A 10689-nucleotide genomic window follows, 5' to 3' on the forward strand; every position below is an offset into this window, starting at 1 on the left:
CCATGCCCGGTCACAGCGTTGGCCGCAATCGCAATGCCGCTGGCGGCGATTGCGCCAGCCGATAGTATGGTCTGCGCCGTGATACCCGCAGACGCGGTCAGGTTCATATCGCCAGCGCGATTGCCTGCAATCGTCGCGGCAGTTCCGAGCACAATGCCGCCGCCGGCGGCATTGGTGGCTGCGAAATCGACACCCGAGATCAAGACCGGCGCACTGATGCCGCCGCCGCTTATTGTGAGGTCGCCTGCGGAAATCACCTGGTTGGTGGCTGCGAGATTGCCGAAAATATCGATGTTGCCATGACTGGTGATGCTGGCGGCGGTGAGGTTCGCCGCTTTAGCTGTGAAGTCACCGGCGGAAAGGATCGTGCCAGCCGTGATGTTGCCGGACGCCGTCAGGTTCATGGCTCCCGGCGATGCCAGCACGATGTTGCCGCCGGCGGCGTTGGTGGCGGCAAAGTCGATGCCCGAGATCAGCGTGGGTGCGCTGATGCTGCCGCCGCTGATGGTGAGGTCGCCGGCAGCAAGAATCTGGTTGCTGACGTCCACGTTGCCGACAATGCCGACTTTGCCATGGCTGGTAATGCTATTTGCCTGCAAATTGCCGGCATCAGCCGTGACATCGCCGGCCGACAGCATCGTGCCGGCTGTGGCATTGCCCGAGATGGCAAGGTTCATGGCGCCCGATGAGGCGAGGGCGATGTTGCCACCGTTCCCATTGGTAGCCGCGAAATCGACGCCAGAAATCAGAAGACCGGAGCCGAGGCTGTTTGCGGTGATCGTGAGATCGCGGGCCGATAAGACCTGGCCGCTGACGCCAACGCGACCGCTCGCCTTCAGATTGGTATTGCCATGGCTTGTGATGCTACTCGCGTTCAGATCGCTCGCTTGCGCGATCAAATTGCCCGCCGACAAGAGCGTGCCAATGGTGAGATTACCGCTCGAGGCCAGGGACATATCGCCGCTTGATGTCTGGACGATATTGCCGTTGGCGGCGGCGGCGCCAATGAAGTCGACACCGGAGACGATGGCGCCGGCCGTGATGCTCGGGCCTGAGACGCTGATGTTTCCGCCACCAAGGATTTGGCCATGGACGGTGGTTGTACCGGCGAGCGCGATATCCTTGTGTCCGGTAACGGTGTCAGCCGTCACGCTGGCGGCGTTGACATCGGTAGCACCAGCGACTTCCACCGTCGATGCAGAGAATCCACCACTGAGCCAGGCTGTCAGGTCCGCGGTCCGACCAAGAACGATATTGCCGCCGGCGGCATCGGTGGCAGCAAAATCGATACCGGCGACGACAGATTGGGCCGACAGGCTTTGGCCGGTGATTAGGACATTGCTCGCGCCGAGAACCTGTCCGGAAACTGTGGTCGCGCCTTTGAGCGTCATAGTCCCGTGCGCGGTGACGGCGTTCGCGTTCACGGCTGCGCCATTGGCCGAAAGAGCACCAGCCGAAAGCAGCGTGCCGGTGTCGATATTGCCGGCGGAGACAAGTGTCAGATCGCCGGTGCTGGCGAGCACGATATTGCCGTCGGCGGCGGCAGTTCTGGCAAAATCCACGCCGGAAACGATAGCACCGGCCTTGATGCTTGAGCCGGAGATGCCAACGTTACCGCCGCCAAGCACCTGATTGGTTACAGCAACGCCACCCGCCGCGCTCGCCGAAAGAGTAATATCTTTATGAGCGGTGATGGCATTGGCCGTAAGGGTGGCGCCGCCGGCATTAACGGCACCGGCGGCCTGCACTGTCGAAGCTGCAATGCCACCATTGACCGACACCTCGAGGTCACCCGCTTGGCCGAGGACGATATTGCCGCCGCCGGCGTCGGTAGCGTCGAAATCGATGCCGGAGACGATCATCTGCGCGGATAGACTCTGGCCCTTGATTGATATGTTACCGGACCCGAGGATCTGGTTTGCGATGCTGACCGCGCCATTGAGCGTCACAGCCCCATGCGCCGTTATGCTATCAGCGCCGACGGTCGAGCCGGAGGCATTGAGATTGCCGGCCGATAGCAGTGTTCCACCGCTGATATTGCCCGACGACGTCAAGGAAATGTCGCCACTGGAGGTCTGGACGATGTTTCCGCCGTTGGCAGAAGTGGCGGCGAAGTCGACACCTGAGACAATAGTCCCGGCCTGGATGCTCGAGCCGGAGATGCCGATATTGCCGCCGCCAAGCACCTGATTGACAACGGTCACACCGCCGACGGCGGTTCCGGACAGGCTGACATCCTTATGGCCGGTGATCGAGGCAGCTGCGACGGACGCGCCACTAATGTCGATGCTGCCCGCAGCCTGTATGGTCGGCGCCGTAACGGCCCCGTTAACATTCACAGTCAAATCGCCACTTTGGCCTAGGACGATGTTACCGCCTACCCTGTTGGTCGCATCGAAATCGATACCTGCAATGATGGTCTGTGCCGACAGACTCTGGCCTGAGATCAGCACGTTGCCGGAGGCAAGGACTTGGCCAGCAATGTTTACACCGGCGCTCGTGGCCGTCGCACCAATGCCCTTGAGCGTGATATCGCCATGCGCCGTGACTGCATCGGCGGTCACGGTGATGCCGCTGGCCGAGAACGCACCGGCCGACAGCAATGTGCCGCCGTCGATCGAGCCTGTCGACGAAAGCGTCAAGTCGCCGCTTGCCGTCTGAACGATATTGCCGTTAGCGGCTGCAGTTCTGGCGAAATCGACACCGGAAACCACAGTGCCGACCTTGATGCCTGGACCGGAGATGGCGATGTTACCACCACCAAGGACTTGACTGGTGATGGTAGTTGAGCCGGACAAGGTGATGTTGCCATGGCTGGTGACGGCATTGGCATTGATGGTCGCCCCACGGGCATTGATGCTGCCGGCGGCCTGCATGGTCGGCGCCGCCACGGTACCGTCGACCGAAATCGCGAGATCTCCCGTCTGACCCAGGACAATGTTGCCCCCCGCCCTGTTGGTCGCATCGAAGTCGATACCAGCGACGACGGTCTGTGCCGACAGGCTCTGGCCACTGATCAGCACATTTCCCGCACCCAGGATTTGGCCACTTACATTGATCGCGCCACCGAGGGTCATGTCATGATGCGCTGTGATGCTGTCCGCAGCGACGATCGAACCAGAGGCATTCAAATTGCCGGCCGACAGCAACGTGCCGACGTTAATGGCACCTGGCGATGTCAAGGAAATGTCGCCGCTTGCCGTTTGGACGATATGTCCATTGGCGGCAGCCGTCCTTGTGAAATCGATGCCGGAGACAATGCCGCTGGCCTTAATAGCAGAACCCGTGAGACTGATGTTGCCGCCACCCAGAACCTGGTTGGCCACGTTAACGGGACCGCTTGCACCCGAAACGGTGATGTCCTTGTGACCGGTCATCGCGTCGCTGGTGACCGATGCGGCGTGGATATCGATGGCGCCAGCCGCCTGTATCGTCGGCACCGCCACGGCACCATTGGCTGTGACCTTCAGGTCACCGGTTTGACCCAGGACGATATTGCCACCGGCTGCATCGGTGGCACGGAAGTCCAGGCCCGCGACGACGGTCCGCGCCGATAAGCTCTGACCGCTGATTAGCACATTGCCCGAACTCAGGATCTGGCTGTTGACATTGATCGCTCCCGCAAGCGTCATGTCGCCATGTGCTGTCACTGCATTGGCGTTGATGGTGATTCCTGCGGCGTCGAGAGCGCCGGCCGAAAGCAGCGTGTCGGCATTGATGTTGCCGCTCGAAGCAAATGTCATGTCGCCACTGCCGGCGAGCACGATGCCGCCAGCAGAAGCAGCCGTCGAGGCGAAATCGATGCCGGAAACGACAGCACCCGCCTTGATGCTGGAACCAGAAATGCTGACATTACCGCCGCCGAGAACTTGGCTTGTGACGGTGGTCGAGCCGGACAGCGCAATATTGCCATGGCCGGTGACAGCATTGGCATTGATCGCCGCGCCACTCACATTGATGCTGCCGGCCGCCTGCATGGTCGGCGCCGCCACGGCGCCACCAGCCGTTATCGTCAGGTCTCCCGTCTGACCAAGGACAATGTTACCCCCCGCCCTGTTGGTCGCGTCGAAGTCGATGCCAGCAACGACGGTTTGGGCGGAAAGGCTTTGACCGGTAATCGATACGTTGCCAGACCCGAGGATCTGATCCGTGACGCTGATCGCGCCACCGAGCGTCACGGCGCCATGGGCCGTGATCCCGTCAGCGGTGATGGTCGAGCCGGAGGCGATCAAATTGCCTGCCGACAGCAATGTGCCGACCCCGACGCTACCTGGGGAGGTCAAGGAAATGTCGCCGCTGGCCGTTTGGACGATATGTCCGTTGGCCGCGGCCGTAGCGGCGAAGTCGACGCCGGAGATAATGGCGCTGGCGTTGATGGCGGAACCCGAGAGATTGACGCTGCCTCCGCCAAGCACTTGGTCGGTCACATCGACGGGACCGCTTGTGGCCGAAACCGTGATGTCCTTGTGACCGGTCACCGCGTCGCTGGTGACCGATGCGGCGCGGATATCGATGGTGCCAGCAGCTTGAACCGTCGGCACTGTCACGACGCCGCTTGTTGCGACCTTCAGATCACCGCTTGGACCAAGCGTGATTTTGCCATTTGCGGCATCGGTGGCATCGAAGTCCAGGCCGGCAACGAGGCTCTGCGCCAATAGGCTCGGACCGGAGATCGATATGTTTCGGGCACCCAGGATCTGGCCACTGACGCTGATCGCGCCGCCGAGCGTCATGTCGTGGTGAGCGGAGATATTGCCGGCGGTGATCGTTGTACCGTTCGCAATGAGGTCGCTCGCAGACAGCAGTGTTCCGACGTCGATTGCGCCGCTTGAGCCAAGGATCAGATCGCCGCTTGCGGTCTGAACGATATACCCATTGGCGGCGGCGGTTGCGGCGAAGTCGACGCCAGAGATAATCGCGCTGGCCTTGATGGCGGAACTAGAGATGCCGACGTTGCCGCCGCCGAGGACTTGGTTGCTGACGTCAACGCGACCGCTTGCGGTCGTCGTGCCAGTGGTGCCGGAAAGCGTGATGTCCTTGTGGCCTGTGATGGCGTCGGCGGCAATGGAGGTGCCACTGATATCGATCACGCCGGCTGCTTGTATCGTCGGCACTGCTACCACATCAATGGTGGTGACCTTTAGGTCGCCAGACTGGCCAAGGACGATATTGGCGCCGGCGGCATTGGTGGCGCTGAAGTCGATGCCAGCGACAAGGGTCTGTGCCGATAAGCCCTGGCCGCTGATTAGCACATTGCCCGAGCTCAGGATCTGGCTGTTGACGTTGATCGCTCCCGCCAGCGCCATGTCGCCATGTGCTGTCACAGCATTGGCAGTGACTGTGGTTCCTGCAGCGCCGAGACGGCCGGCCGAGAGCAGCGTACCGGCATTGATATTGCCGGTCGAAGCAAGGGTCAGATCGCCGCTTGCCGTCTGAACGATATGCCCATTGGCGGCGGCGGTAGCGGCGAAATCGACGCCGGAGATAATCGCGCCGGCCTTGATGCTTGAGCCGGAGATGCCAATGTTACCGCCGCCCAGCACCTGATTGGTGACATTCATGGGACCGCTCACCGCCGCAACGGTGATATCCTTGTGACCCGTGATCGCGTCGCTCGTGACCGCTGCGCTGCGAATATCGATGGTGCCGGCTGCCTGAACCGCGGGCACTGTCACACTGCCGCTGGCTGCGACCTTCAGATCGCCGGTCTGGCCGAGCGCGATATTGCCGCCGGCCGCATTGGTAGCGCTGAAGTCAATGCCAGCGACCACAGTCTGCGCCGACAAGCTTTGGCCGCTGATCAGCACATTGCCGGCCCCAAGGATTTGTTGCGTTACATTGATTGCGCCACCGAGCGTCATGTCACCGTGGGCGGTGACGTTGTTCGCCGTGAGGTTCGAAGCGGTCGCACTAAGACCGCCGGCCGACAGGAGCGAGTCGATGTTAAGTGCGTTCGCGGCCGAAAGCGTCAGGCCGCCACTGCTGGAAAGCACGATGCTGCCATTGGCGGCGGCCGTCCTGACAAAATCGACACCGGAAACGACACTACCGGCCTTGATGCTTGGCCCGGCGACACTGACGTTGCCTCCCCCAAGGACTTGGTTGTTGACGGTGGTGGCGCCGGCAAGGGTGACATTCTGGTGGCCGGTGATCGAATCTGCCGTGACGGACGCGCCGCTGACATTCAGCACGCCGGCGGCCTGTATCGTCGGCGAATTCACTGCGCCGTTGACCGATACCGCCAGATCACCCTTCTGCCCCAGGATGATTTTGCCGTTGGCAGCATCGGTTGCATTGAAGTCCAAGCCTGCAACAAGGCTCTGCGCGGACAGACTCGGACCGATAACCGATACGTTGCCGGCGCCCAGGATCTGGCCGCCGACACTGATGACGCCGCCAAGCGTCATATCGTGATGGGCCGAGATATTGCTGGCGGTGATCATTGCACCGCTGGCATTGAGATCGCCTGCAGACAGCAGCGTACCGGCGTTGAGAGCATCGGACGCCGCAAGCGTCAGATTACCGGTTCCTGTGATCGTCGGGCCAAGGGTGATGCGCCCGCCCGCCGCATCGGTAGTGGCAATGTCGACGCCGGAGACGATAGCGTCGGCTTTGATGGCGGAACCGGAGATACTGACATTGCCTGCACCGAGAACCTGGCCACTCACATTCACGCGGCCGCTCCCGGCCGCTGCACTGGTAGCGCCCGATAGCGTGATGTCCTTGTGGCCGGTGATCGTCTCGGCGGTGACGGTCTGGCCGGTGGCATTGATCGCGCCAGCTGCAAGCATGGTCCCTGCGTGGATGGCGCCGGCGCTGTCGTTGATCGTCAGATCGCCGCTGCCCGCCAGCACGATATTGCCGCCAGCGGCTTTGGTGGCGGCAATATCGACACCGGAAGCAAGAAGACCGACGCCAACGCCGCTCGTGTTGCTGCTGATTGTGACATTGCCGGCGCCGAGCAATTGATTGGCGACATTGACGCCGCCGCCAATACCGGCGTTACCGCTTGCAGCAATCGCAATATTGCCATGGCTCGCGATATTGTTGGCCTGCAACTGGGCGGCCCGGGCGGTGAGGTCGCCTGCCGACAGCAATTTATCGGCAACGACATTGCCCGCCGTGGCGGTCAGCCCGAGCGTGCCGGACGAGCCGAGAACAATGCTGCCGCCGTTCGCATCCGTGGCCGCAAAATCAACGCCGGCGGCGATGGCATCGGCCTGAAGGGCAGACCCCGAGATCAGCACATTGCTCGCGGCGAGAACCTGGCCACTGACATCAATGAGACCGCCTGCTGCATCGACCGTGAGCGCGCCATGGGAGGTGACGCCGCTGGCCGCAAGCGATGCTGCCATGATTGTCAGATCGTTGGCCGACTGGATACTGCCGGCAGTGATATTGCCGGTGGCGGTCGCATTGAGGCTTCTGGCCGACAGCAGATTGCCGGTCGCGATATCGCCGGCGGTCGCCGTCAGACTGAGGCTGCCAGCTGCGCCGAGCACCACATTGCCACTCGGATCAGCACTGGTGGCGGCGATATCGATGCCGGAAATGACCTTGCCGACGGAGATCGATCGGCCGGCGGCGGTGACATTGCCTTGCGCCTGCACGTTGCCGGCAACCGTCGCGCCAAGATTGGCGTTCAGGGTGATATTCTGGCCGCTCTGCAGCGAAGCGGCGGAAATCGCACCGGCTGTCGTCGTCAAAGTGAGGTCGCCGGTGCTATTCGCAGCGCCGGCGATCGCGATATCGCCAGAGGTCGCAGAAAGCGTTGCGGCACCGGTGCCAGTCGTCACGCTTCCGGCGGCAATCCCGCCGTCCGAACTCATCTGCACGCTTGTGCCGCTGTTGACATCGCCCGACACGCTCAAGAGACCAGCGCCGCTTGCAAGCACAATATCGCTATCGGCGGCGATAGACTGCAGAGAGATGCCTTGATCGGCCTGAACCTTGACCTTCTGTCTCGATGTGACCTTGGCGGCCGTGACCCTCTGTTTCGAGGAAATGGTCACGCCATCCCGCCCGGAGGCATTCCCAATCGAGATCTTGCCGTCTGCCGACAGCGAGAGCTCGCCGGCGTTGGCGGCCATGTCGCCGCTCATCTTGACGCCGGCACCCTTTTCCGTGACGACGACCTTGATACGATCAGCCTGCATGGCCCCGAGTGCCGTGCCGTCGATCGCATATTCCGGCGTGCCTGATGTTGCCGTCAGCGCTGTAGACTCTCCGGTCGCGTAATTATACTGGCTGGCGCCGCCCGTCAGTCGTATGGCCTTGCCGAAGACCGGCGCATTGACGTGAATGTTGCGGGCGACGACATCGAAGAGATCGACGGCGCCGGGAGCCGTTGTGAGATTCGCCCCCGCGCCTTCGAAGGTGACGTCGCCGCCATTGACGGTGAAACCGGACAAGCTGCCGTCGGCACCGATATTGGGCACGCCGGTCGTCAGCATGGCTCGCGGCGTATTGATGAAGCCGCAGTTGTTGCAGGTAATTCCATTAGGGTTCGCTACTATAACATCTGCGCGGCCACCAAACACTTCCATCTGTCCGTTCAGTGCAGAACGATTGCCGGATGTAACCTCGTTGAGAATGACGGAAGCCGGGTTCGAGGCATTGAGGTTCGGATTGCCCGGCGTCACCCCGCCGAGGTTCGAAGTGCTTTGCTCGCCCTTGAAGTTATTGAGGATCAGGCCCTGGGTACCGACATTGAAATTGTCGTATTTGTTGTGCGAGAGACCGGCCGCGTTCGGCGTGACGATATCGATCAGCGGAACGCCATTCGGCGCAGCGCCGACGCTTGGCTGGTTGGCGGCGGGCGCCGTGGTGCTCGCCGATACCGTCTGAGCGTTTGCGATCGCCGGCTGCAGGAACAGAAGGATGCTGAGGGTGACCGCAAGCGACTGATGGCCGAGGCGCGCAAGCCGTGCCAAGAGGCCGCCTCCAGCTTCTCGGCCGACAGCTGCAAGCTTCGATCCTGCCAACATGATCTTCCTGCTCATTGCACGCCTTCACTGCTGTTTGCGCGGCAAACTAGTCTCGCCGCAGTTGTGGGAGCTGGCCGGGAGCGACACCATAATCACGAGGCTGGAGTCAATTTCTGCCTGTGGTTGTGGTAAACCTATCCCAAACAAAATGTGTCGCTTGTGATGGCGGTTAGGCCGGTACGGGTGTCATTTATTGCGGAGGACACGCGTATCGGCCGAACCTATTCAGCCGCCTCTGCTGGCGGGCGTCGTCTTCACGCTGCCGTCGAGCTTCTTGTAAAGTTCACCCAACTGCGATTTCGGCGCCGGGCACTTTCTCGAACGGGCAAGGTCCGTCAGCACCTGGTTTCGATTGCGCAAGGCGTCGATCTCGATCTTCTCAGGCGATTTGGGATCCATGAAAAAGAGAGCGGGAAAGAACAGAAGAACGCCCGTGGCGCCCAAAATCACGTTCTTGCCCTGCGCCTGCGAGCGTTCCTTGACCGTCGTCAGGATCTGTCGCTCATTGGCCGCAAACTCACGCGAAATCCCACCACACTCCATTCCGCTATCACCAGCGCTCGTCGATGCGATGGGATGTGCTTCGCGCCCTCCACAGCTGGAGAGCATGATTGCGCAGCTGGCAAGCGCAACAACCGGAAGCGATGCGACAGAACCAGCATTGCGGCGCTTTTTTCCAATTAAGTGCATAATTCTTTCCTAGATAATCAATCATTGCTGTGTGGATGGACAAAGGCCAATCTGTTAGGGCGGGTTGAACTAACGGCAGCCCGATTTTTCCTTTTCACAACCGATCCGATTCATTGTCACAGAGACGGGCGGATAGCTGAATTCGTGCTTCTTCTTGTCGGTAGCAGCGTCGATCAGCGCAACCACGACTACACCTGCAAGACCATTGTTGCTTGCGGCACCAAGGCGCTCGGAAGAGGTCTTATCGAACGGCTGTACGGTCGCGTAGCCAGTCCGGTAACCCGGCGATTGGCAGCGGACGGCGACGGGCCGTGAGGCGTAGCCATAATCCGGCACGCGGATTTCGGCCGGAGTCTTTACCGACGCCCGATAGCCCTCGCTTTCCAACGCGCAATCGACGCCTTCCCTTTCGACCCTGCTGGAAAACTGTGCATCTTTCTTGCGAACATCCTCGTAGGTTCGAACCGTGACGATGCGCTGCCCCTTGAGCGAAGGAATGTCCTGCCCGGCCGCGCGCTGCGGCGCCAGGACATCACCGTATTGTACGCCCTTGCCGGTCGGCACGGCATTAACGCTCATCGCAATCGGCTTTGCGGATTGGCATCCGGCTAGTGCCAGCGAGACGAGAAGGGAAAGGATAGCGACACGAGACGGGGCGTTCATCGAATAACCTGACGATCAGAGCAGTTTGGTTGAATGTGTGAATTCACGCGAAATCATCCTTGGCCTTCAACTCATAACATCGTTCCCCTTCCGGTGATCACCAACGTAAGGAGGAGCTGACGAAAAGCAGTCCCCCGTCCTTTTTATCGACCGTCCCGCCCAGGACGTCCGAATAGCCGAAATCGAAATTCACATTGCCGCCGGCGAGCTTGGCACCGACTGTCCAGCCCACCATGTCGCCGCCTTCGATGTGCCGGCGCGCCTGGGATGCAATCCGTCCGTAATCGAGGCCGAGATAGGGGCGGAACTCGCCGAGGATCTTCGCAAGTGCTGCATTGTCCGCGAAAGG

Annotated in this window: 3 protein-coding genes and 1 pseudogene; all 4 read right to left on the reverse strand. The window is 61.1% G+C overall.

The features are described from left to right. The coding region (locus Q4Q11_RS28735) for a two-partner secretion domain-containing protein (protein WP_498571604.1) at window positions 1-9002 on the reverse strand (9002 nt) is incomplete at its 3' end. Between the two features lie 210 nt (window positions 9003-9212). After that, window positions 9213-9677 (reverse strand): hypothetical protein, encoded by a 465-nt coding sequence (locus Q4Q11_RS28740; RefSeq protein WP_498571605.1) that lies wholly within the window; start codon window positions 9675-9677, stop codon window positions 9213-9215. Window positions 9678-9746: 69 nt separating this feature from the next. Continuing rightward, window positions 9747-10340: a hypothetical protein gene (locus Q4Q11_RS28745; RefSeq protein WP_162701635.1), complete on the reverse strand. Its 594-nt coding sequence runs from the start codon at window positions 10338-10340 to the stop codon at window positions 9747-9749. Window positions 10341-10437: 97 nt separating this feature from the next. Next, a pseudogene (locus Q4Q11_RS28750) lies at window positions 10438-10689 on the reverse strand (ShlB/FhaC/HecB family hemolysin secretion/activation protein); the annotation flags it as partial.

It is taken from the genome of Rhizobium sp. UFLA01-1127 (assembly GCF_059803845.1).

Excerpts from the sequence above, each read along its gene's own strand:
- Q4Q11_RS28740 (WP_498571605.1), bottom strand. The coding sequence starts at position 9,677 with ATGCACTTAATTGGAAAAAAGCGCCGCAATGCTGGTTCTGTCGCATCG.
- Q4Q11_RS28745 (WP_162701635.1), bottom strand. The coding sequence starts at position 10,340 with ATGAACGCCCCGTCTCGTGTCGCTATCCTTTCCCTTCTCGTCTCGCTG.